Below are 23,524 nucleotides of genomic sequence, written 5' to 3'. Positions count from 1 at the left end.
GTGCGGTTAGCCGCAAAAACAACGCGGCGGTCCAGCGATTGAGCAACACGAGAAGCAGAATCCATGATGGATTGCGAACTGAGCACGAAGAGCACGATGAATCCTGACATTGCGAAGATCGTTGAGGGCGAAAACATGCCTTCGCCTCCCACCATTGCCGCTCGACTTCTGGACCTGGTCAACCAACCTGATGCCAGAATCGCTGACATCACCAAAGTGATCAGCGCCGATCCCAAGTTATCAGCCAAGTTGATCGACTACTGCAATTCGCCGATCGTCGCTTCGGCGCGGACCGTCGGCAGCCTGCAGCAGGCGATCCCGTTATTGGGCATGCGAACACTTCGCTTGCTGTCATTGTCTTTCTCGCTGATGGACACGCAGGGACAATCGGGGTTTCCCTATGACGAATTCTGGCGTCGTTCGCTGGCGACGGCGATCGCAGCCAAGCTGATCGCCAAGCAAGCCGAACAGAACGCCGACGAGTCCTTTTTGTTGGGACTGGTATTCAACATCGGTGCGATGGGGATCGGTAACGCTTATTCGGATGAATTGGCACTTCGGTTCGAATCGGATGAGCTGTTGGACAAACTCAGCGTCGACATCGAACGTGAAATCTGCGGCGCCGACCGCTATGAAGTGGGCAGTTGCCTGTTGGAAAAGTGGAACTTTCCCGTCGCCATGATCGAGGTTTTAAAGACCTACGACCCCGATGCCGCTGACCTGCCTTCCAAACTGTTCTGCGTCAGTCAACAGGTCGGCAAGCTGCTGTTGTCGGCCGAACCGGCGGACCGGGAGATCGTTGGTGTCCGCAAGTCCGCCGGCGAGATGCTGGGCATCCAAGACGAACAGTTTGACGCCCTCTTCGACGCGATGATCGCCGAATGGAAAGGCTACGAAACGCTTTTTAATTTCGAATCGATCGCGTTTGAATCGATCAAAGACCTGGAGGCACGGGCCAAAGAATCCATGGTCCAGATTTCGCTGGGCATGGAACGCACGATTCGCGAAATGTCCGAACAGCAACATGAGCTTCGGCAAATCGCGCTGCTGGATAGCTTGACGCAATTGAAGAACCGCTCCGCCTTTGACGCCGAAGTCTTTCAGCTGTCCAATCAGTTTCGTCGGCAATCTCAGTCATTCGGTTTGATCATCGCGGATATCGATCACTTCAAAATCTTCAACGACACGTACGGGCATGCGGCCGGTGACGATGTGTTGCGTGAAGTCGCTGCCTGTTTGAAACGAAACTGCAGACAGTACGACACGGTGTATCGATTCGGCGGCGAAGAATTCGTCGTGCTGGTCGGCAATTGCGATTACGACTCCACACTGAAGGTTGCCGAACGGTTGAGAAACGCGATCGAGACGTTGCAGGTCGATGTGGGTGGCAACAAGTTGTGTGTGACAACCAGCCTGGGCGTTTGCTGGGTCGACCGCGGACGCCACGACAATTTCAACACACTGTTCGAAAAAGCAGACGCCAGTTTGTACGAAGCGAAACGCAAGGGACGCAACAACTGCGTCGCCATCACCGCCTCCTCGGCGCATCCTTCGGTGATCGACGCGGCCGGAAGTCATCCGACCGCCCAGGCTCCGGTCGGAGCGGCCGCCACGGTGGTCAGCCCGACCCCGTAGGTGGCATGATCCCGACGGGCTTTCGACGCGTTTTCAACGCCGAGTCGCAAGCTGGAAGCTTACGCCACTGGTGTTCCCCAGCCGCCACCGCCGGGCGTTTCGATGCGGAGCCGATCGCCCGCACCGACTTCGATGGTCGTCGCGGCGGGTAAATCAATCGGCGGCTTTCCGGTTTGTATCAACCGGTTGCGTCCCGACAACCCGGCCCCTCCTCCGGAAGCACCGTACGGCGCGGTCGTCCGTCGACCGGTGATCAGGGAAACCGTCAAGGGACGCAAAAATTCAAACTCACGCACCAATCCATCACCGCCGCGATGTTTACCGACGCCACCGCTGCCGCGACGGATCGAAAATTCCACCAACCGAATCGGCAGCCGTGATTCCAGCACTTCCGGATCGGTGATGCGCGTGTTGGTCATGTGTGTGTGCACGCCGTCGGCGCCCGGGCCGAAGACCGTCGCCCCGCTGCCGCCTCCGATCGTTTCGTAGTATCCGAACGATGCGTCGCCGATCAGCACGTTGTTCATCGTGCCCTGGCTGGCGGCGACGGAGCGAAAAACGGGACCGGAGTCGTTGGTCGAACCGATCGCGCCGAGCAGCACATCGACAACCCGTTGGCTGGTTTCGACGTTCCCCGCGACCACCGCGGCGCAGCGGGCCGGATCTTCGTCGCGTGGCGGAGACAACAACCCGGTCGGCAATCTCAAATCGATCGGGCGCAGCACTCCGTCGCACAAAGGAAGATTCGAATCACAGAAACACCGCATCACGTACAGCACCGCCGAACAGACGATCGACGGTGTCGCGTTGTAACCGTTGGGGTGCACGCCGCTGGTGCCATCAAAATCGACCACCAAGCGGTCGCCGTCACGCTGCAGCCGGACCGCGATCACGGTGCCATCATCGAGCGTGTCTTTGAATCGCATTTCCGATTTCGGCAAACTGCGAATCCAGCGGACGACGGAATCCGACGCGACGTCCAACAAGCGGTCCATCATGGTTTCGACGTGCCGCAGCGAAAGCTCCTTGCTCATCTGTTGCAACGCTCGGGCGCCTTCCTGTCCCGCAGCGATTTGAGCATGCAGATCGGCCAGGTTTTCCGCAACGTTGCGTGAGGGGTAGGGACCGCTGGAAAGCAATTCGCCCAGTTCGTCTTCGTGCGACACCCCGTTACGCACGAGTGCGAACCCGCGTATCAATACGCCTTCTTCGGCAAGCGAGTTGGCCATCGGTGGCATCGACCCGGGAGTCTTGCCGCCGATCTCGGCATGGTGGGCTCGGCTGGCGACGAAAAACGACGGCTGGGCATCAGACGCGGCTTGGTCATGGTCGCTATCACTGTCGTTGCAAAAGACCGGTGTCACGACGGTGACGTCGGGCAGATGCGACCCTCCCGCATACGGGTCGTTGGAAACGTAACAATCGCCGGCGGACATTTGGGGGAACAATCCGGCCAAGGCACGGACGGTGTGCCCCATCGCACCTAAGTGCACGGGGACATGTGGCGCGTTGGCGATCAGCGTTCCGTCGCCCCGGAACACCGCGCAGCTGAAATCGAGTCGCTCTTTGACGTTCACGCTGACCGCGGTACGACGCAGCACTTCTCCCATCGCATCGGCAATACTCTGCAACCGTCGGGCGACGATCTCCATCTGCACCGCTTCGCCGGCACTCTGACCCGCTTCGCTTTGGGAATCCCCCTCGGACACTGTCGTTTCGCAAAGCGCCAGTGTGATCGCTCCATCGTCACAGACGACGCCCTCCCAATTCGGCTCGACGATCAGCGTCGACTGGTCACTGACCACGATGCTGCCCGGGGCGATCGTCTGACCACTGGAAAGCTGATCGCGATCGAGCAGTTTGAATTGGCACCAGCGACCGCGATGAAACACGGCCGTCGTTTCCGGGTCGTCGCGGCGGGGTGATCCGCCCGCATCTTGTTCGTCGGCATCTCGTCGGTCCGGCTTGCTCGGGTCGCCGGCCAACCATTGCTCGGCATGCGGTGACAGGCCGCCGGTCGCTTCGCATCGCAGACTGACCAGTTCGATGGGATGGCCGTCGCGGCGGTACCCGAATCGGTGTTGATGTTCGTGGTGAAACCGATCGGACAAGGACTGCAGGATCCGCTCGGGTGAATCTTCGACCGTCAGCGGAATCGAGGCATCCGTGCCCACGTAGCGACAGTCGCATTCCAGACGCGTCTGCACCGATTTCGGTTGGTCGTGTCGCAGCGAATCGATCGTTTGGGCGATCAGGTCATCGGCCGCGGCCTGGAAGTCGGCTGCGCTGACCTGATCGAGTCGGCGATAGATCCCGACCGTTTCAATGCGTCCGCTGGTGGCGACGCCCATGCCCACGGCGCTCAACACACTCGCGCGGGGATGATCGACGATCCGGCGGATGCCCAGCGCATCGGCGACGCGGCAAATCAGTTGCGCCGCGGCGCCGCCGAATCCGACCAACGCGTGGTCGCGGACATCGACACCGCGTGCCGTGGTGATCGCGCGGACCGCTTCGGCCATGTGGGTGACCGCGATGTCCAAGAACCCTTCGGCGAGCGATTCGATCGTCTCCGGAGCGGCGGGCATGCGTGACGCGACGTGCTCGATCCGTTCGCGCGAGGCGGTCGGCAGCAGGGGAAACGGGAATCGATCGACGCGCAATCGCCCCAGTAAGACGTTGGCATCGGTCACCGTCAGCGGTCCGCCGCTGCCGTAACAAGCCGGTCCCGGTGCCGCGCCGGCGCTGGACGGACCGACCACCAATCGTCCGCCTTGGAAGTCACAGATCGATCCTCCGCCGGCCGCCACCGTGTGGATGTCCATCATCGGAGTCATCACCCGCAGGTCGGCGATGCGGGTTTCATAGCGACGTCCGACCTGGCCATCGAAGCGGCTGACGTCGGTGCTGGTTCCGCCCATGTCCAATCCGATCGCCAGCGGGCATTGATGGGTCTGGGCGACGTGGCGGAGTCCGACGACGCCGCCGGCCGGTCCGGAAAGGACGCTGTCCCGCCCGCGAAATTCTTCGTGGCCGACCAGGTTCCCACCGCTGGTCATCAATTGCAGCTGGCACGTCGACCCGCCGAATTGACGGCGGACGCGCGCGACGTAGGCCGACAGGATCGGATTGAGATAGGCATCCAGCGTGGTGGTTTCGGCGCGCGCGACCAGCTTGATCAACGGAGCCACCTCGCTGGATCGGCTGATTTCGGCAAACCCGACGCGCCGCGCGATTTGTTCCACCGCGATCTCATGCGCCGGATTCCGATGAGCGTGCATCAAACAGATCGACAGGGTTTCGATCCCCGCGTCGAACAACGCCTGCAATCCGGCCGCGATTTCGTCTTCATCGATCGCGATCCGCTCCCGGCCGTCGGCGTCCATCCGGGCCCGGATCTCGAGCGTGCTTTCGGCCAGCGGGGGAGCTTTGACGAAGGCGAGATCGAACAGCTCGGGGCGATCTTGTTCGCCGATCCGCAGGACGTCCCCAAACCCTTCGGTGACGACCAGGCCGGCCGCCGCGCCGCTGCGTGTCAACAGCGCGTTGGTGCCGCGGGTCGTCCCGATGCGGGCCGTCATCGGGGGCATCGGATCATCGATGGGAACCCCGGTCAACAATTGAGTGGCCAGCACCGGGGCTTCACGCCGGCAATCGATCTCGACGATCGCACCGGGGGAAAGCTGGCTGGCGATTTCGGCATCGACGTCGGCCAACGCCACGGTTGCCGTGGCCGAGTCGTAGCCGCGGATGTCGCCGATGCGATGATGAATCCCCTCGACCAGCCATTCGAGTTTCGCCGAGCGGAAGAAGTGGTCTGGTAGCCGTCCGGCGGCCAGCCCACCGAGTAGTTCGTCGGGGATCTGGATCCGCACCGTCGTCTCATCCGGCACGTCGGTGACGCGGCAGCGGATCAGCCCGGTCGACAACACTTTGATGCAACCCGAGTGGGACGCTCCGGCCGGGTCGGTCCAAACCGCCAGACAATCCGTAAACGTCCCTCCGACATCGGCGCAAACAGAAAGGGTGTGCAGCGACATATGAAACGAGTGCTCCGTCAACTTTTTGATTTAGGGTGCCGCGGAAAAAGGTCAGGCTGTAACTTGCGGAACGATGAAACGATTACTGGGCCCACGGATGGCAGCGCGAACCCACGGATTTCTTGCACCCTGTCATCCGTGGGTTCGCGCTGCTATCCGTGGGTGTTATTTGCGATGGATAGCCCGGTAAGCTTTCTGGAGTGCTACCCCAAAATTAAATGTAGCCAGAGCACTAGGTGCATTGCGAGCATGAAAGAGGAGAGCGATTGCCGGCAGTGTCGATCGCGACGTGGACCAGGCCGAAAGCCTGGTCCAAGGAAGATCAGCGATTGAACAGGGCCAAGCAGTCCGTGATGTGTTTCTCGTCGATCAGTGCGACGACGATGTCACCGGGTTGCAATTGATCGCCGGCGGTGGGCATGCGGACAAAGCTGTCGCGTTGGATGGCGGTGATCAGGCAGCGGCCGGCCAGGGGCAGATCGGCGAGTGTGGCTTCGGTCACGCGTGCCCCTTCGACGACCTCCAGCTCATACACCGCAATTTTTCCATTGGGCAATCGGCTCTGGCTGATCACGGCACCCTCGTTGAGGAACCCGAGGATCTGGCGGGCGCCGACATCACGTTCACTGACGACGTGATCGATCCCCAGTTTTCCAACCACGTTGGCGTAATCCGGGCGTCCGACCACCGCCATCACGCGCCGCGATCCCAATTCACGAGCCTCGACACAAGCCATGATGTTGCTTTCGTCGCTGCCGGTGCAGGCGACGAAATAGTCGGCCGAGCCCCCGCCCTCGTCTTCGAGCACACTGCGTCGATTGGCATTGGCGTGCACGATGGTGCACTTGGGCAGCAGTTTGGCCAGTTGTTCACAGCGGTCTTCGTCGTACTCCAGCAACGTGATTCGATAATCGCTGGTCGGCAGCGCGCGTGCGATGTGAAATCCGATTTCACCTCCGCCTGCGATCAGCACGCTGCGGCGTTTGCTGCGTTTGGTCGACGACGCGAACAGTGGGCGACTCCGATTCACCGCCGACGGCATCCCAATCAAACTGACCCGGTCACCGACGTGCAGTTCGTCTTCGCCGCTGGCCAACCACAAGTCCCCATCGCGTTCGATCGAACCGATCCGAACCGACCCCGGCATTTTTAAATCACGTAACCGCTGATCGGTCGCCTGCGATTTCGCTTCCACTTCCGTCTCGTAGACTTCCAAATGCCCACGGGCAAAGTGTTCCAAGGGGATCGCGTCGGGGTTTCGGATCGCACGGGCCAATTCAAACGCGCTGAGCTGTTCCAAGCTGAGTAGCGCGTCGATGCCGAAATGACTCTGATAGTCAAACGTGCTGGAGTCGCGGAACGCGGGCGCATAGACTCGGGCCAGGCTGCGTCGGGCGCCGAGGGCTTTGGCCATGCTGGCGGCAACCACGTTGGCTTCGTCGTCTCCGGTCACCGCCAAACAGATGTCCGCGCTGCAGACATCGGCTTGAAACAAAATCGTGCTTTGGGCCGCACTGCCCTGGATCGCGCGGACATCCAACTCGCTGTTGATCTGACGGACCCGTTCAGGATCGATGTCGATCACGGTCACGTCATGCCGACGCCGACACAACATATCCGCGATCCAATGTCCGACGGTTCCCGCACCCAACGTCAATACGCGCACTAAACCATCCAGTTGATCAGTAAGAGGATGACAAAAATGATCGCCATGAAACCGGTGATCCAACGAGCGGTATAGAACGCGTGCTTGAGGATCGTCTGGGTGTCCTCATGACGTGTCGCGCCGAAGACCAGGGAGATCGAAATGATCAACGGGACATAATACATCAAGTACGTCGGAGAGATCGAAATCATGCCTTGGCCTCAGTGGTCGGGGCGCTGCTTTCCTGGGGGATGACGCTAGCGGACCCGCCGGCGTCTGGTTGCTCCGAATCCGGCTGTCGTTCGCAATCGCCGTCCTCGTCGTCTTTCTTTTTGCGTCCGCTGATCGGCACCGCGAGTGGGCCGGCATAGGCGTCGTAGATCACCAGAATGTTCAACAGCCCGGCGATCATCGTGTACCAGGTGCCCATTTCGTATCCCGCACCGTACGTCGCATACCATGCCGAAACCTCATCGGTGCGATCTTCGATGACCGGTCGATGGGGCGGCGCCATGAACCCGCCCCACAGCGGTTCGTAAGACCGCGACGTGACGCCCTTGTCGGTCATCTTTCGCATGCGGTTGCCTTGGATCAGTGCCGGCAACGCCGCGGCACCCACGCCGGCTTGCAAGATGTAGTGCCAACGCCGGTCACCGGGTTGCCAGGACGCATAGACCACATGGCCGCCGCCGAGCGCAAATCCCAGCATCCAGGTGGTCAAGATGCAGACCAAATACAGACTGCCCTTGGTGTGACGGCCTTGGTAGAAATGCCCCGCACCGGGGACCAGCCAAGCTAAGAATGCAGCAAGAGACCTGTTCTTCAGATCAATGCGTTCGGTATCGACTTGGATAACGTTTGCGCTGGAGGCCATGTTTGATCGCGTTGACGTGGGATGGATCGTCAAACGAATGCGTCTGACGGCCGTGTTGGGGGTGTAGCGGCTTGGGGGGATTCGGCCGGGCGAACTCACCGCGAGGCAGTTGATTTCTGCCCCCGGGGCGAACGGGGGTGGATTTGCTCGGTGCTGCATTTTGCGGGAAAGTCTTTCCCAGCGATAGCCGAGTCGATCGCGATGCGGGGACGCCCCCTGGGAGTGGATCTGCCGTCCGATTCGATGTTGACGCCCCGGACGCCCAATTGGTACCCAAGGCTGAGATTTGGTGTTTGCGCACCAACGTCACAACGTCGACGGACAAAATCCCTGATTCTTTGGATTGTAAAATCGCGATATGGAAGCCTCAAACCCGACCGCACGGAAAACAAACGCTTGCCCGACTCCTTCCACTTTCCAAACTTGCCAATTCCGACGGCAGAGTGACGGGGCCGGCGTGCAGAGCTTATTCGCAAACCCGTTGCGGATCTTGGCCTTGTTAGCCTGTGCTTCGTTGGCGGCCGGCTGCGGAAGCCAGTCCACCGACGTCGCCGATGCGCAGCGTCCCGGTCCCGAAACCCAGATCAACGCCGAATCGGACCAAGTGCAGCCGGCCGAGGTCGTCAGTCAGCTGCTCGATCGCGTCCGTCGGGGCGGACAAGAGGCCAGTTCCAACGAACTGCTGACCAAACTCGCCCAACAAGAGCTGACGCGAATCGGCCGCCCGTTTCAGTTCCCCGGTTCACCTGACACCCGATTCGAAGTCCGCCAAGCCTTTCCGGTCCCAGACCAAGATGACGCTGTTTGGGTGCATACCTTCCTGACCGAACCGATTGATTCCGGCGAAAACTTCCAATACGAAGTCGTCTGGACGCTCCGCAAAGAAATCGCGGGCTGGCGGGTCAGCGGATTCGTCATCGACCAGGGCGAGGGCATGGAACCGTTGGAATTCGATTTCGAAAACGGGGACGAAATGGAAGCTCGTTTGGCGGCATTGGAACAGGCAGAGGGGCCTGTCAATCGCTAAGCGGACCACCGAAAGCGCAAAATCGGAACCTGAACCGCCCACTTTGGGAAAAATAGGCAATCTTTTCTTGCCACTATTTGCGCCCTTTGGCTCCAGACCCGGCGTGACAAATTGACCTACATGCCACCCTGGAGAGTGGTGTCGGTTGGTGCTCTAGCTCGCCGATAAGCTCGTGATACGCCGGTTTTCTCGGCTTTTTTGCAAATCGGAAGCCGTCGGGCCTAAAACCCGGGCGACCTCGTCGGGCAACCTCCGCGACAGATTTTCTGTCTTGTTTCGGGGGTTGGTGCGATTGACACGGGTCTAGCCAAAGTTACTTTATCCACGAAATCACGTGGTCCGCAAACATTCCGCAAAGCACCTATCTTGCGTGTTCGGAAGTTTCGGTGATGGTCACCGACGCTGGAACCAACGGGGGAGCCTGGATATGGCTTCTGATTTGAAAAAGTGTGCGTAGAGGATCGCACCAAAAAATCCGAAACACTTGGGAGAAAACAATGAATCGGAATGTGGTCAGCGGGATTGCCGCGTTTGCACTTTTGGTGGGTGCGGCTCTCGCCATGAATGAATCGTCGGCTTACGCTGGCAACTGTGGTGGTGGACTGTTCTCGAAGCTGCACGCGAAGAATGCGTGTGGTGGAGGACTGTTGGCCAAGCTCAAGTCCCGTAGTGCAGATTGCTGCGCTCCGGAACCTGTCTGCTGCGAACCGGCACCGGTTTGCTGCGAGCCGGCACCAGTTTGCTGCGAACCAGCACCCGCTTGTGGTGGCGCCAGCCGTCCGAAGCTGTTCGCACGTCTGTGTGCAAAGCTGAAGGCCCGCAAGAGCTGCTGTGCTCCCGAGCCCACCTGCTGCGAACCGGCACCTTGCTGTGCTCCTGAGCCGGCACCGTGCTGTGCTCCTGAGCCTGCACCTTGCTGTGCTCCCGCACCGACCCCTTGCTGTGCACCTGCACCGACTCCTTGCTGTGGAGCACCGGCACCGTGCAACGCATGTGGCGGAGCTGTCGTCTCGGCAGCAGCACCGTGTGCTGCTTGTGATGGCGGCGTCGTCGTCGAAGCACCGGCTGTCGAAGCTGCACCTGCTGCTGCTGAAGCAAGCGCCAGCGATGCACCGCCTGCTCCGACTCCGGACGCAGACACCAACATCTAAGCTCGAACCTTTACGAGCCTAAACATCAGGCCCGATGCTGCTTCAACGCGGCATCGGGCTTTTTTTATGCCTTCACCCGACCAGTTTCTTGATCACCGTTCCGTGCACGTCGGTCAGTCGGAACGGGCGACCGGCAAAGGTGAACGTCAATCGTTCGTGGTCGATGCCCAGTTGGTGCAGGATGGTCGCCTGGATGTCATGGACGTGAACGGCATCTTCGACCGGATGAAATCCCAGGTCGTCGGTTTTGCCGATCGTTTGTCCGGCCCGCACGCCACCGCCTGCCATCCACATCGTGAACGCTTGCGGGTGATGGTCGCGACCGAGTGATCGGCCCAGCGCGGCGCTGGCTTCCACCATCGGTGTGCGTCCGAACTCGCCGCCCCACACCACCAGTGTCTCATCGAGCATCCCGCGTTGCTTTAGATCCTTGACCAACGCGGCGCAACCCTGGTCGGTCGCCTTGCACTGGCTCTTCAGCCCGCCTTCGACGTTGCTGTGATGGTCCCAGCCGGAATGGTACAGCTGGATGAATCGGACACCGCGTTCGGCCAAGCGGCGGGCGAGCAAGCAATTCTTGGCGAAGGAACCGGTGTCCTCTCGTTTGGTGCCGTACATCGCCAGCGTCTCGTCCGACTCGCCGGAAAAATCCATCAACTCCGGCGCCCGTGTCTGCATCCGATACGCCATTTCATAGGACTCGATCCGCGAACGAATCCCATCGACGGCCAGGGATTCCATGCGGCGACGATTCAAATCGCTGACCAGATCCAACGTCGCGCGCTGGGTCTGGCGACTGATCCCCGCGGGGTTGGCCACGTGCAGAATCGGATCGCCGCTGGTGCGAAACGCGACGCCCTGGTGTTCGCCGGGCAGAAATCCGTTGCTCCACATCGCCGCCCCGCCGGACAGGTTTCCGCCGCTTTTCAAGACCACAAAACCGGGCAGGTCGTCGGCGTCGCTGCCCAACCCGTAGGTCAGCCAGGACCCCATCGCCGGGCGCCCGGGAATGGGGCTGCCGGTGTTGACGAAAATCTGTGCCGGCGCGTGATTGAATTGGTCGGTGTGCACGCTGCGGATGAACGCGACGTCGTCGGCGATCTCGCCCAGGTGCGGCAACGGCTCGGCGATCTGGGCTCCCGATTGGCCGAAGCGGTTGAATTTGAAGCGGGGCGACAAGACGGCTGCCCCGGGCTGGATGAACGCGTACCGCTGTCCGGCGATCACCGACGGCGGGATCGGTTTGCCTTCCAACTCGACCAGTTTGGGTTTGTGATCGAACAGGTCCAACTGGCTGGGCGCACCGGCCATGAACAAATAAATCACCCGTTTGATCTTGGCCGGGTGATGCAGCCCGGCTGACGCGGACGCGGGTGTGGGGGAATCCGCAGCCGACACGTCACGTGAGAGCAGCGATGCCAGGGAGATCTTTCCCAGCCCGATTCCGCAGGCGCCGAACAGTTGTCGGCGTGTGAGTTCTTTCAGGTTCATGGTGTCGTGATGGCTTCGTCGGTGTTCATCAGCGCCCGGGCGACCAGCATCCAAGGTCGCTCGTGCTCGGATTGGCTTCGGTAAAACGCTAGGATCGCGTCCAGTTCGCCTTCACGGGGCTGGCGGACCAGCACACGGCGGAACAGGTGTCGGGCGATGTCACGCGGCTTGGCGTCGCTACCGGACTGTTTCGCATCGCGAACCGCAGCGTCGGCAAACCCCTCGGCGATTTCCAAGTACATCTGATCGTTGAGCAGCGTCAACGCTTGCAGCGGCGTCGTGCTGCGATCGCGCCGGGCGATGCACAATTCGCCCGACGGGGCATCGAACGTTGTGTACGCGGCAAACGGAGCGGTGCGTTTGCTGTAGGTGTACAGCGATCGTCGGTAGCGGTCGGCCCCAGTCGATGTCGGCCACGCCGTGTTTCCATAGGCCATTTGTACGACCGACTCGGGCTGGGGCGGATAAACGCTCGGGCCGCCGATCTGTCGAGACAGCAACCCCGAACCGGAAAGGAACGCGTCTCGAATCCGTTCGGCGTCGTACCGGCGATAGGGAAACACCGACAGCAACCGGTTGTCGGGATCCGCCGATGGGGGCGTTCCGATCGATTGGCGGTAGGTCGCCGAGAGCACGATTTCTCGGTGCAGCCGTTTGATCGACCAACCGATCCCGTCGACCGACGTGTCGCGCAGTCGGACGTCCAGGTAGTCGAGCAACTCGGGGTGCGAGGGCGACTCGCTTTGCGTGCCAAAATCGCCGGCGGTCCGCACGATGCCGGTGCCGAAGAATTCACGCCACGCCCGATTTGCCGTCACGCGTCCGACCAACGGGTTCGCGTCGCTGACCAACCACTGCGCCAATTCCAGCCGATCGCGCGGGCCGTCTTCGGGATCGGTCGCAAAAAATTCCGGCACCGCCGCGTCGACCGATTCCTTGGGCTGCAAGTACTCGCCGCGATGGCGTCGCCGGGTCACGCGTCGATTGCTCTCCGGCCGCTCCTGCATCACCAACGTGCGAACATCATCGGGGATCTGATTTCGCAAACGGTCGATCGGCTTGCGATGCTCGGCCATCTCGTCGGCCCCCCGCAAGAACTCCAGGGCCAAGTCCTGTTTTAATTTCGGTGAGACCTGGCCCGACGTCTTGGACGCAAGCCATTGACGTTGCAGGTCGCTGGAGATCTGCATCGCTTGGGGATGCTCGTCGGTCGTCACGTCGATGCGAAAGCGGCCCAGTGCGGCAACATAATGACGCTCAAAGAGCATCTCCAGCGACCAGGCTTGGTCCAACCGCAGCGGCGGATCCAGGGGGATGACCAAGCGGTGCGTTTGGCCGGCGTCGCCGGGGATCGACCAACCGGTCGATCCGTCACCGTCAAACAGATTGCCCGGAAAGGTTTTGCCGTTGCCCGGTTTTGCACCCGGGACCGACGTCGTGCCGACAGCGAGTGTCACGGGGGTTTCGCCGATGGACATCTCCAGTTCGCTGAGAAAGAAATCACCGCGTCGACCTTCGTAGAAGGCCAGCCCCGGCCCCTTGGCCGGCAGCATCGGGTGCGACAACGCTTCGATGCGAATCGCCGTGATCGGTTTGTCGGAATCGATGGCCGGCATTGTCAGTGAATACACGTCGCGTTTGGTTGCGTCGCCCGAGGCTAGCACCGATCCGTCGTCTAAGACCGCCAGCGTGGGCATCGTCGATTCCATTTGATCCGGCGCGACTGTCTGCCAATCCGATAGCTGCTCCAGACGCTCGGCTTGCCACTTCGCCCACGCGGCCTGAAGCGTCGCGTCGCCGTCATCGGCCAACAGCACGCGTTTGACGATGTCGTGTTCCGTCGCCGTGATCCGCCGCTGGATCGATTCACGTTGCTCGATCACCGCCGGGGGATCCGCGTTGAGTTCCGGTTCATCGGCATTGTCCATCAGCGCCATCAACGCGTAGTAATCCGTGTGCGTCAACGGATCGTATTTGTGCGTGTGACACTGGGCGCATCCGGTCGTCAATCCCATCCAAACGGTTCCGGTCGTGGCGACACGATCCACCATGGCATAAAACCGATACTCCAGCGGGTCGATGCCGCCCTCTTCATTGAGCATCGTGTTGCGATGAAATCCCGTCGCGATACGCTGCGACCGGGTGGCATCGTCAAGCATGTCACCGGCCAACTGTTCGATCGAAAACGCGTCATACGGCTTGTCGGCATTGAGCGCATCGATCACCCAGTTACGGTAGGGCCAGATCGTACGTGGGCGATCTTTTTCGTAGCCATTGGTGTCGCTGTAACGGGCCAGGTCCAACCAAGATCGGGCAAACCGTTCGCCGTACTCCGGTGAGGCCAGTAGGCGATCGACCAGTGCTTCGTAGGCATCAGGCCGGTCGCTGTCGACAAACCGGTCGACCTCCTCCGGCGTCGGGGTGGTCCCCAGTAAGTCCAAATAAACGCGACGAATCAGCGCGACGGGATCGGCCTCGGCACTCGGCGACAACCCGTTCTGTTCCATCCGGTGAAGCACGAAGCGATCGATCGGACCGCGACACCAGCCGGGATTCTCAACCGCCGGCAGCGACGGTTCGGCCGCCGGCTGAAACGACCAATGCACTTCGTACTGGCCGCCCGAATCGATCCACCGGCGGAGCGTCGCGATCTCGGCTTCACCGAGCGGCGGGTGCCCGTCCGCCGGCGGCATCCGCAGGTCCTCGTCGTCACTGGTCACGCGCAGGATCAGTTCGCTGTCCTCCGCCGCACCCGGTTTGATCGCCTGGTAGCCGCCCAGGTCTTGCCGCGAACCGGCTTGGGTGTCCAACCGTAGATCCGCCTCGCGCGTGCCTTCATCCGGCCCGTGGCAAGTGAAACAGTGCTTGGCGAGAATCGGCCGCACGTCACGATTGAAGTCAACGCGATGGACGTCGGCCTGACCAGAACCGGACGAATCAATCGGTTGGGCGTCGGCCGCGACGAGCCTGCCCGCGGCACAGACGAGCGTGCTCGCGGCACAGACCAGCACGCATAGGGTCAGCCGACGCAGCGGGGACAACAAGCCAGCGGGAGACGAACACGTCATCGAAAGAGTCATGACCGGCGGGGGGAGGTGGAAGGGAATTCGTCTCCTCCAGTATAGCCGATCAACTAGGATCGCCGATCAGCTCTCAGCCGTCGGCCGGCTTGTTGTCGTCCTGAAACTCGGGCAGCAGGATTTCCTGGTCGCCGAGGCCCCCCGAATCACCGTCCTCTGCTGAAACGCTCTTGCCTGGCGAATCACTCTTGCCCCCGGCCACTGATTTGCGTCCCGCCTCGACGCTGCGTTCGGGGCCAACGCTGCGTTCCGGGTCAATGACGATTCCCGATGCCTCGCGGGCGGCCACCGCTCCGCTGAAGATTTCGTAACCGACCAGGGCGATCATGCCGGCCAACAGCGGCAACCAATAGTAGAGCACACGGAAGATCAGCACCGACGCCAACACGGTGTCGCCGACGGTTCCTTTCAGCAAGGTCAGCAAGATGACTTCCAGCACTCCCAATCCCCCTGGGACCTGGGTCATCATCGCGACGCCGATCGCCACCAAGTAGGCGGCCAGCACTTGAGCAAACGGGACCACCGAATCACCGGGCAAGACCAGGTACAACGCAGTCGCTGAGATCAGCAAATCGACCGCCGCCACCGACGCTTGGACGAACATCAATCCCGGTCGCGGCGGACGAAGATGGAGTTCGCCGATCGGCCAGGGTTTTCGCCACAAAAAGCAGACCAGCGAATAAAGGATCGCCAGCGAGATCAGCACGACGCCCAACGTCTGCGTCGCGAACGGCAACGTCACATCCGGGGGGAGTTGGATGGGCACCCAGATCAGCACCAGCCCGCCGAGAAACCACCATCCGCTCCAGAACGTCAGCCCGACCACCGAGATCAACGCGACGATCTGGCCCGCTGGCAGTCCCCACTGGGAATAAAACCGGAACCGAATCGGCGCGGCCGCCAACAGCGTGCCCAGGTTATTGCCGAGGGAGAATCCGGAGATCGAGACCAGGGCGATCCGTCGCAGCGGCAGCGAGCGTGCGACATAGCGCAGCGCCAAAATGTCATAGGCGATCAGCAACCCGTAGTTGAGCGCGATCAAAAACGCCGCGATCACGATCTGGCTGGCAGGCACACCGGTCAATCCACGAACAAATTCGTCCCACGTGATTTGATGGGCTTCGCGAATCAGCAACCGCACCGCCAATGCGAACAACGCAATCGCGAGCACCGGACCGGCATATTTTCGGATGCGTTTTTTAGGCAAGGGTCAGGAACGCCAGGAGGGGGAACGTCGCGTCGGGCCATCGCCCCGTCGCGTCGGCGGCGGGCTTGGGTGAAATCGGTCACGCCCGAATTGTCCCCGCCGGCCGCTTGAGGACAACCCCGTGATTTACCAAGAATCCTCGGCCGCCTATGGTAGTGCACTGCAAGTTTTGGTCAGCCTCCTTTCGGCAAATCTCCGCAAGCCTCCCTTTTACAACGCAAGCTCATGAAGACGGTCCGACACGAATTAGTTGTCCTCGGCGGTGGCCCGGCCGGTTACGTCGCCGCCATTCGCGCCGCACAGCTGGGATTTGATACCGCGTGCATCGATGAAAATGCTCAATTCGGCGGGACCTGCGTGCGCGTCGGTTGCATCCCCAGCAAAGCGTTGCTGGAATCGAGCCACCTGTACGAAGAGGCCAAGCACCGCTTCCAAGAGCATGGGCTGAAAATCGGCTCGCTCGACCTCGATCTCGCCGCGATGATGGATCGCAAAACGAAGATCGTCGACACGCTGACCGGCGGGATCGACATGCTGTTCAAGAAGCAGAAGGTGACGCCCTACCACGGACGTGGCAAGCTTCGCGATCTCAATTCGATCGTCGTCCAGGGCGAAGAACCGGTGGTGATCGAAGCCGACCGGATCCTGCTGTGCCCGGGGAGCGTCCCGGCCACCTTGCGGGGCGTCGAAGAAGACGGCGACCGCATCGGTAACAGCACCACCGCGCTCAGCTTTCCCGAAGTCCCCGAACACCTGGTCGTCATCGGCGGCGGCTACATCGGCATGGAACTCGGCAGCGTCTGGAATCGACTCGGCAGCCAGGTCACCGTGCTGGAAGCGTTTGACCGGATCTTCCCCGGCATCGATTCCGAACTGGCAAGCATCGCGCTCCGCACGTTCAAGAAACAGGGTTTCAAGTTCCAGCTGAAGACCTTCGTGCAGTCGGCACGTGTCAAGGGCGACAAGTGCGTCGTCGAAGTCAAAGACGGCGACCCGATCACGTGCGACCGTGTCTTGCTGGCCACCGGCCGACGCCCCGCGACCGATTCGATCGGGCTGGAATCGATCGGACTGGAAACCGACCGCCACGGCTTCATCCCCGTCAACGAAAATTTTGAAACCTCCGTCGAAAACGTTTTCGCCACCGGCGACTGCATCGGCGGCGCCATGCTCGCCCACAAAGCGATGGAAGAGGCGGTCGTGTGCGTCGAGCGGATGGCCGGCATGCAGACCCATCTGAACTATGACGTCATCCCCGCGATCGTGTACACGCATCCGGAGATCGCCAGCGTCGGAAAGATGGAAGACGAACTCAAGGAAGCCGGTGTCGCCTACAACAAGGGCGTCTGTCCCTTCGGCGCCAACGGCCGCGCCCGAACCCTGGGCGAGCCCGATGGCCGCGTCAAGATCCTGGCCGATGCCAAGACCGACCGCGTCTTGGGCGTCCACATCATCGGCGCCCGGGCCGGCGACATGATCGCCGAAGCCGCCGCGGCGATGGAATACGGTGCCAGCAGCGAAGACATCGCGCGAACCTGCCACGCCCACCCGACGCTGGCCGAAGCGATGCACGAAGCCGCACTGGCCGTCGACAAGCGCGCCATCCACACGGCGTGATCGACCGTTTTCTGATGATCTCCGTTTCGCTGCTCCGCAGCGAAATGGGCGGCTAAAGCCTGGACACCAGCGCACGTTGATGTCTAGCCTTCAGGCGACTCCTGCTCGCTGCTCCGCAGCGAAATGGGCGGCTAAAGCCTGCACACCAGCGCGTGTTGGTGTCTAGCCTTCAGGCGACTCCCACTCGCTGCTCCGCAGCGAAATGGGCGGCTAAAGCCTGGACACCAGCGCGTGTTGGTGTCTAGCCTTCAGGCGACTCCCACTCGCTGCTCCGCAGCGAAATGGGCGGCTAAAGCCTGCACACCAGCGCGTGTTGGTGTCTAGCCTTCAGCCGACTCCCGCTCGCTGCTCCGCAGCGAAATGGGCGGCTAAAGCCTGGACACCAGCGCACGTTGATGTCTAGCCTTCAGGCGATTTCCGCTCGCTGCTCCGCAGCGACACCGACCGCTACAGCCCCACGGCACTCATCAGATCCTTGGCCGCAAACGGCCGCGCCGCGGCGAAGGCTTCCGCGGCCGCGATGCCGGCGATCGAACCGGTCATCACCGCCGCAGCGCGAATCCGCTCGTCCATCGCGTGCTTGTGCGCGAATTGACTGTGGTAACACTGCATCGATGCGATCTTCTGTTCCAGCGTCTCGCCGATGTCGACCAGAATGTGAAACGGATTTCCCGCCAACGTCATCGGCTCAATCGCAAGCCGAAAGTAAAGCTGGCGTTCGATCTGATGAACCGGCAACCCGTCAAAGTGCTCCTCCCATTTGGTCAGCCGACTGTAAAAGACGGCGGCATCGGTGATCAGCATCGTTTGGAAATGATCCGGCGATGCCATCGGCGTCTTGTCGCCAAAACCGATCACGATGCGAGGCCGATAGCGACGAAAGACTTTCGCCAATGCGACCCGATGCTCGAAGCAATCCAACAGACGACGATTGGGAAGGTCCAGTTGAATCCGCACGACCGCGCCCAGTACGTTTGCTGCCGCCTCGGCTTCCTTCATCCGCGCCTCCGGACCGTCGCTGTACGGCGTCGGCTCTCCATCGGTCAAATCGACGATCCCGACCCGATGCCCCGCCGCGGCAAGCTTGGCCAACGTCCCACCACACGCGACTTCGACGTCGTCGGGATGTGATCCGACGGCTATCACATCCAACGGTTCGGGGCTGGTGCCGGTCTGCGGTTCTTTCATGATCAAACCATAACGCGAAACGCTTGTTGAAGCGACATGCGTTCCAGGGGCGCGATCAAGGTCGCCAGCGGCTCGTGACGCCGGACATCGGTCGGCCGGCGGGGAACGTCTTTCCAAACCCAGCGGTCGTCGCTCGGCTGCCGGTCAAAGTCGGTGGCATCCACACGGCGATCGGTTCGCGCAAACAGCACGCGTTTGAGAAACGTGTGGTCCGACGGAAAAACGCCGGCGTGATCCAGCGCGATCTGTTCCACACGACGAATCCAATCCGCCGATCCGTCAAACATCGAACAGGGCTCATTCAACGTCGCGCCCCACGCCCGCTCGACCAATTCCATCGAAGCACTCCAACGCGGGTTGACCTCCAACAGCGTGACCGTGTCGTGTCGCAGCACCACGTCGATGTTGAAAGGACCGACGAGCGGCGAAAGGCAACAGAAGGCGTCGCCGAGTCGACCGAGCGCGTTCACCAGCGCGACGTTCAAGGGGATCGGACCGAGCGCCCCGGCGAACACGAACGGATACGGCCCGATTCGTTTTTTCAATAGCCGGCACACGCCCAGCAACTTCGCCCGGTCTCCCAAGCCGAAAAAGCTTGCCCCGCAGACGCGGCCGCGAACGGGCCGCTGCAAGATCGCCCCGGCGGGAATCTCTCCCACGCCCTCGCCGTAGGACACACCCAGGCCGCCGGAACTGCCGCGACGCTTGACCAGCCAACCCGGGGACGCCGCGCCCGCACAGCGTGTCTCCGGCAACCGCACGGCCGCGCGGGCGGCCAAGTCCCTCAGAAACTCGGGGCGGTCACAGGTCAAGAACTGCTCGGGAGAAACGCCCCAGAACGACCGCTGAGTTGGACCGATCCAGCCGTAGCCTCGCTCAAGCCCGCCCACGAGCGCAATCGGTGCCCGTTCGGGGACGATGCGATCGAGCGGCCGCGAATCCCGGGAATCCAGGAAATCGTCCAGCTGATACCAGCGTCGGGCCGCCGCCAGCGTCTCACGGTCGCCGTAATGATCGACGGCGATCGGCGAAAAACCGGCGATTCGTGCCGATTCCGCCGCTGCCCGGACCGAAGCGCCGACCAGCACGACGGGACCACGCCGGGATCGATCAAAATCGGCCGTCCGGGGCGACTGGGAATTTTGAATTTGACCGGGTGTTTGCATCGGCGTCATGGTTTGTTAGCTTTTCCCCGACTCCAGACCCACCCCAGGCGCTCAGCGGTCCGATTGCCGGAGCGTCATGCGGGGCAACGGACATGTGTTTCCCCACCGGTCTTCGAACCAAACTTTCTTTTGAACAGGTCACTGAAATGAAGTTTTACATTGGTGAGGCCCTGGTGGGCGATGGCAACGAAGTCGCACACATCGATTTGATGATCGGCAGCAAAGACGGTCCGGTCGGCACCGCATTCGCCAACGCCCTGTCCACGCAAAGCGAAGGTCACACGAACTTGTTGGCCGTTCTGGCGCCCAACGTGGCCGTCAAACCGTCGACTGTGATGATCACCAAGGTCACTTTGAAGGGTTTCAAGCAGGTCGTGCAAATGTTCGGCCCTGCCCAAGCGGCCGTCGCCAAAGCCGTCGCCGACTCGGTTGCCGAAGGCGTCATCCCCGCCGATCAGGCCGAAGACTTGGTCTGTGTCTGCGGTGTGTTCATTCACCCCGAAGCCGACGATGACGAAAAGATCTACAACTTCAATTACGAAGCGGTCAAGCAATCGCTGGCCAACGCGATGGGCGGCAAACCGACGGCCCAAGAAATGATCGCGCAAAAGGATTCCGCGGCGCACCCGTTCAAGGGCAACTTCTAAGCACGACGCGAAACTGGCGATTCGCCCGTTCCACCTCCCGTCGCTTCGCTCGACCCTCCTGCCAAGGAGGGTGACTTCTTTATCGGTGATCCAGAACATCGCCTGCTGATCAGGCGGTGTTCGGTTCGCTCGACCGCCGGCAAATGACTGCGATTCCAAGTGGTCGGTCCATGATTGGTCGATCAACGCGACCTCTGAAACCCGCCCCCTAACCTCCGGGCAACGCATGACGAAACGCATTCTGTTTCAATTCGATTGTGATCCCCAAGCCAGCTCGTTTGATGCCGTCGTCGCCGTCGATTCCGGCGTCGACCATCTGGTTCCGTATGCGGGCGTCCAAGCGACATCGATCGAACCGCTCGTCCACGGTGCGATGTTCACCCGCGGCGGCGACGATCTCAAAAACACCGCCATCTTTCTCGGTGGCAGCGATGTCACGCTCGCCGAAACGCTGCTTCAATGCGTGACGGATGCGTTCTTCGGACCCGTTCGCGTCTCAGTGATGATGGACGCCAACGGTTGCAACACGACCGCCGCGGCCGCCGTCGTCGCCGCCGCACGACACCTGGAACTCGCCGGAGCACATGCCGTGGTCCTCGGTGGCACCGGACCGGTCGGCCAACGGGTCGCACGCTTGCTGGCCAGCGACGGCGCATCGGTCACGCTGACCAGCCGGTCGTTGGCGCGCGCCCAAGAGGCTTGCGACCGAGTCGCCCATGACGCCGGCGAGAACATTGCGGATCGATTGTCGGCCGCCGAATCTGGGTCTCCCGATCAAGTCGGCAGCATTCTTGCCCCCGCCAACATCGTGATCGCCTGTGGGGCCGCCGGCATCCAACTGGCCGAAAAATCCGATCTGATCGCAGCGAAAGACTTGGCGGTCGCCATCGACCTCAACGCCGTGCCCCCGGCGGGATTGGGTGGCATTGCGGTGATGGACAAAGCCAAACCGATCAGCGAAGACTCCGACGCGGTCGGCTATGGCGCGATCGGCGTCGGCGGATTGAAGATGAAGACGCACCGCGCGGCGATTCAATCGTTGTTCGAATCGAACGACAAAGTGCTCAATGCCGACGAAATCTACGCGCTCGCCAAAGCCGTCGAAAAACAATAGTCTTTCCGTGGAGGAGGCAGGACGCTTGCGTCGCATGAATGCACTGGCTGGAAGCTGGGGCTTCTCGGAATCGCAAGCTGGAAGCTTACGCCACTTTTGTTGTAGGGTTTGCTGATGTTCGATCTTGTCCTGGGGACCAACAACGCCAAGAAGCTGATCGAGTTGCGGTTGATGCTGCCGGCAGAACACTACAGTTTGCATTCGCTCGCCGAGATCCCGGATTCGATCGACGTCGAAGAAACCGGTGAAACGTTTTCTGAAAACGCGGCCCTCAAAGCGACCGAACAGGCCAAACATCTTGGCCGTTGGGTGTTGGCCGAAGACAGCGGTCTGGCCGTCGACGCGCTCGGCGGTGCCCCCGGCGTCTACTCGGCAAGGTACGCCGGACGACACGGCGACGATGAAGCCAATAACGCAAAACTGCTAAGTGAATTGGCGGACGTCCCGATGGAAAAACGGACCGCACGCTACCACTGTGAAGTCTGTTTGTCCGATCCCGACGGCAACGTGCGGATCACCACCGGCGGCGTCTGTGGCGGAGTGATCCGAACCGAACCGTCGGGAAGTGGCGGCTTCGGCTATGACCCGCTGTTCGAAATCCTCGAGTATCACAAGACGTTCGCGGAACTGGACCTGACCGTCAAACGGGCGCTCAGCCATCGCTCCCGGGCACTGCGTGAACTGTTGCCCAAACTGAGACGCCTGATCAGCCAACAGTAGCGCCAACAATAACGCCAACGCCCCCGCCCCGCTGCCGCATCAACCGCCCCCACATGCAGTGTGCTTCGTCTCGATGGACTGCTAGCAATCGGGCGCACCGGCGTGGCGCCTGAACGACCAATTCGGAACGAATCCGGACACGTCGGCGGCCGTTGATGACACCTCACCAGATTTTTCGATCGCGCGATCATCGCCCGTCAAACGGCCCGATTCTCCCGGAAAATGCTGAGTAATCGGCTGCGTTTCTCCGGAGCTTTCGCCCAGTTTCCCAAATCCGCTCAAATCATCTGATCGGCAACAACGCGTCTTTGGCATCGCTTGTGCGACATCGGCCAGTGTCACACGCATCGAAATCGTTTCGATGTTCCATCAACGATACCACTTGGAGTTCATCATGAAGAAACTGGCCCTCTATGCAGCATCCGCAGGTTTGGTCCTCGCCTCTTTCAGTGCCACGAGCAACGCGCAAGGCCCTGGCATCATTGACGGAGGCGGCGTCATCGACGGCGGCGGCGTATTCGATGCGCGTCCGAAAAGCGGAGTGATTGACGGTGGCGGAATCATCGATGGTGGCGGCATCATGGATGCAACGCCGGGCGCCGGAATCATCGACGGAGGCGGCGTCATTGACGGTGGCGGTGTGTTCGATCGTTACGACCAAGGGACGTACCGATACAACAACGGTGTCTACTCGAACCGAAACATGTATTACACGCCGGGCTACAATTCAGGCTACCGATCCTACAACGCGCGACCCCAGTACGGCTATTCGCAAGGAACGACGTACTGCACCCCGCGATACACCGCGCGACGACGCGGACTGTTCGGTCGTTTCCGCCGCTAACCCATCGAAGGCAACGCGGTGAAGCATTGACCTGGAGTTTTGGCGAACGTCTTAGCGAGCCGTCCGGTTTCGGCGCGA

Annotated in this window: 17 protein-coding genes; 7 read left to right on the top strand and 10 right to left on the bottom strand. The window is 61.2% G+C overall.

Translation table 11 applies throughout. The features are described from left to right. Window positions 1–96: 96 nt before the first annotated feature. Window positions 97–1,635, top strand: coding sequence for a sensor domain-containing diguanylate cyclase (locus TBK1r_RS17530; RefSeq protein WP_419581467.1), 1,539 nt, complete (start codon window positions 97–99; stop codon window positions 1,633–1,635). Window positions 1,636–1,694: 59 nt separating this feature from the next. Here TBK1r_RS17530 and TBK1r_RS17525 read toward each other — a convergent pair whose 3' ends face one another. From TBK1r_RS17525 to TBK1r_RS17510, 4 genes are all read right to left on the bottom strand, one after another. Further along, complete coding sequence (locus TBK1r_RS17525; protein ID WP_419581466.1) at window positions 1,695–5,696, bottom strand: hydantoinase B/oxoprolinase family protein; 4,002 nt, start codon at window positions 5,694–5,696, stop codon at window positions 1,695–1,697. A 301-nt stretch (window positions 5,697–5,997) separates the two neighbouring features. After that, window positions 5,998–7,341, bottom strand: a complete 1,344-nt coding sequence (gene trkA, locus TBK1r_RS17520) for a Trk system potassium transporter TrkA (protein ID WP_145213252.1) — start codon at window positions 7,339–7,341, stop codon at window positions 5,998–6,000. Then, on the bottom strand, window positions 7,341–7,532 hold the full coding sequence (locus tag TBK1r_RS17515; protein ID WP_095738983.1) for a hypothetical protein: 192 nt from the start codon (window positions 7,530–7,532) through the stop codon (window positions 7,341–7,343). The genes trkA and TBK1r_RS17515 overlap by 1 nt, the downstream gene beginning before the upstream one ends. Continuing rightward, a complete protein-coding gene (locus TBK1r_RS17510; RefSeq protein ID WP_419581465.1) occupies window positions 7,529–8,194 on the bottom strand; it encodes a DUF6677 family protein in 666 nt (221 codons plus the stop codon). Before TBK1r_RS17510 ends, TBK1r_RS17515 begins: the two co-directional genes overlap by 4 nt. A 457-nt stretch (window positions 8,195–8,651) precedes the next feature. Between TBK1r_RS17510 and TBK1r_RS17505 the strand changes: the two genes are divergently transcribed. After that, on the top strand, window positions 8,652–9,221 hold the full coding sequence (locus tag TBK1r_RS17505; protein ID WP_145213249.1) for a hypothetical protein: 570 nt from the start codon (window positions 8,652–8,654) through the stop codon (window positions 9,219–9,221). 657 nt (window positions 9,222–9,878) lie between these two features. On the opposite strand, the gene TBK1r_RS38630 is transcribed toward TBK1r_RS17505, so the two are convergent. The 4 genes from TBK1r_RS38630 to TBK1r_RS17485 form a co-directional block, all read right to left on the bottom strand. Further along, a complete protein-coding gene (locus tag TBK1r_RS38630; RefSeq protein WP_419581464.1) occupies window positions 9,879–10,334 on the bottom strand; it encodes a hypothetical protein in 456 nt (151 codons plus the stop codon). Window positions 10,335–10,444: 110 nt separating this feature from the next. After that, the gene (locus tag TBK1r_RS17495) at window positions 10,445–11,863 is read right to left on the bottom strand and encodes a DUF1501 domain-containing protein (RefSeq protein WP_145213243.1); all 1,419 of its coding nucleotides are present in this window, start codon (window positions 11,861–11,863) and stop codon (window positions 10,445–10,447) included. Beyond that, window positions 11,860–14,931 carry a PSD1 and planctomycete cytochrome C domain-containing protein gene (locus TBK1r_RS17490; RefSeq protein WP_419581463.1) on the bottom strand — a complete coding sequence of 1,024 codons (3,072 nt, stop codon included), beginning with the start codon at window positions 14,929–14,931 and terminating at the stop codon, window positions 11,860–11,862. The genes TBK1r_RS17495 and TBK1r_RS17490 overlap by 4 nt, the downstream gene beginning before the upstream one ends. A gap of 85 nt (window positions 14,932–15,016) precedes the next feature. Further along, a complete protein-coding gene (locus TBK1r_RS17485; RefSeq protein ID WP_419581462.1) occupies window positions 15,017–16,150 on the bottom strand; it encodes a putative bifunctional lysylphosphatidylglycerol flippase/synthetase in 1,134 nt (377 codons plus the stop codon). A gap of 225 nt (window positions 16,151–16,375) precedes the next feature. Here TBK1r_RS17485 and lpdA point away from each other — a divergent pair, with 225 nt between their 5' ends. Continuing rightward, window positions 16,376–17,767, top strand: a complete 1,392-nt coding sequence (lpdA, locus tag TBK1r_RS17480; protein WP_145213237.1) for a dihydrolipoyl dehydrogenase — start codon at window positions 16,376–16,378, stop codon at window positions 17,765–17,767. A 447-nt stretch (window positions 17,768–18,214) separates the two neighbouring features. Here the strand turns inward: lpdA and TBK1r_RS17475 are convergent, their stop codons facing one another. Both TBK1r_RS17475 and TBK1r_RS17470 read right to left on the bottom strand, forming a co-directional pair. After that, window positions 18,215–18,955: a PIG-L family deacetylase gene (locus TBK1r_RS17475; protein WP_145213234.1), complete on the bottom strand. Its 741-nt coding sequence runs from the start codon at window positions 18,953–18,955 to the stop codon at window positions 18,215–18,217. A gap of 2 nt (window positions 18,956–18,957) precedes the next feature. Further along, window positions 18,958–20,130, bottom strand: a complete 1,173-nt coding sequence (locus TBK1r_RS17470; RefSeq protein WP_145213231.1) for an ATP-grasp domain-containing protein — start codon at window positions 20,128–20,130, stop codon at window positions 18,958–18,960. 137 nt (window positions 20,131–20,267) lie between these two features. On the opposite strand from TBK1r_RS17470, the gene fae reads away from it, so the two are divergent. From fae to TBK1r_RS17450, 4 genes are all read left to right on the top strand, one after another. After that, on the top strand, window positions 20,268–20,768 hold the full coding sequence (gene fae / locus TBK1r_RS17465; protein ID WP_145213228.1) for a formaldehyde-activating enzyme: 501 nt from the start codon (window positions 20,268–20,270) through the stop codon (window positions 20,766–20,768). A 226-nt stretch (window positions 20,769–20,994) separates the two neighbouring features. Then, window positions 20,995–21,882 (top strand): NADP-dependent methylenetetrahydromethanopterin/methylenetetrahydrofolate dehydrogenase, encoded by an 888-nt coding sequence (locus TBK1r_RS17460; protein WP_145213225.1) that lies wholly within the window; start codon window positions 20,995–20,997, stop codon window positions 21,880–21,882. A gap of 114 nt (window positions 21,883–21,996) precedes the next feature. Then, window positions 21,997–22,602 carry an RdgB/HAM1 family non-canonical purine NTP pyrophosphatase gene (rdgB, locus tag TBK1r_RS17455; protein WP_145213221.1) on the top strand — a complete coding sequence of 202 codons (606 nt, stop codon included), beginning with the start codon at window positions 21,997–21,999 and terminating at the stop codon, window positions 22,600–22,602. Between the two features lie 361 nt (window positions 22,603–22,963). Further along, on the top strand, window positions 22,964–23,446 hold the full coding sequence (locus tag TBK1r_RS17450; protein WP_145213218.1) for a hypothetical protein: 483 nt from the start codon (window positions 22,964–22,966) through the stop codon (window positions 23,444–23,446). The last annotated feature ends 78 nt before the right edge of the window (window positions 23,447–23,524 follow it).

The sequence above is a fragment of the Stieleria magnilauensis genome, from assembly GCA_007753675.1.
GTDB lineage: Bacteria > Planctomycetota > Planctomycetia > Pirellulales > Pirellulaceae > Stieleria > Stieleria magnilauensis.
This window is presented reverse-complemented; position numbering and strand designations above follow the sequence as displayed.